The 429-nt window shown below is 69.7% G+C and carries 1 protein-coding gene and 1 pseudogene; both read right to left on the bottom strand.

Features of this window, described 5'->3' with window-relative positions; all coding sequences use genetic code 11:
* The coding region (locus tag DRV84_RS15290) for a hypothetical protein (protein WP_115982162.1) at positions 1–297 on the bottom strand (297 nt) is incomplete at its 3' end.
* Positions 297–429 (bottom strand): annotated as a pseudogene (locus tag DRV84_RS16350) (phage tail tube protein); the annotation flags it as partial. The gene DRV84_RS15290 and the pseudogene DRV84_RS16350, both read right to left, overlap by 1 nt.

Here is a 429-nt window from a genome sequence, read left to right as displayed (position 1 = left end):
GAACGCCTCGAAGATCGGCCAGATGTCGAGCAGCGCGTCGATGGCCGCGGGGCTGGGATCGATCGGGTTGCTGTCGGCATCGCCGATGCCCTCCCAGCCGAGCACAGCCCGTCGCGCCAGCGCCTTGGCGAAGGCAACGGCGCGCTCCTCATCGGAGGCCTCCTCGGGCACCGCCTCGACGGCCGGGTCGCTGCGCGTCGCCACCATCAGCGCGGTGGTCAACGGGCGAAGTTGCACGCGAACGCCAGGGTTAAGGTCATACCAGCGCGGGGCGTTGGTCAGGTCGAGCGTGAGCATCAATACGTCTCCACTTCATTCACGAGGGTGGCGGTGCACATCCGCCCGACCACGCTGTCGCGCGCGGCCTGCCAGTCGAAGGTCGCCTGCACGCCCTGCGGCCCGGAAATCTCGATGCGCGGGCGCGGCAGG

Source organism: Rhodosalinus sediminis (assembly GCF_003385555.1).
Lineage (GTDB): Bacteria > Pseudomonadota > Alphaproteobacteria > Rhodobacterales > Rhodobacteraceae > Rhodosalinus > Rhodosalinus sediminis.
Note: the sequence above shows the minus strand (reverse complement) of the source record. Positions and strands in the feature narration are given on the sequence as shown.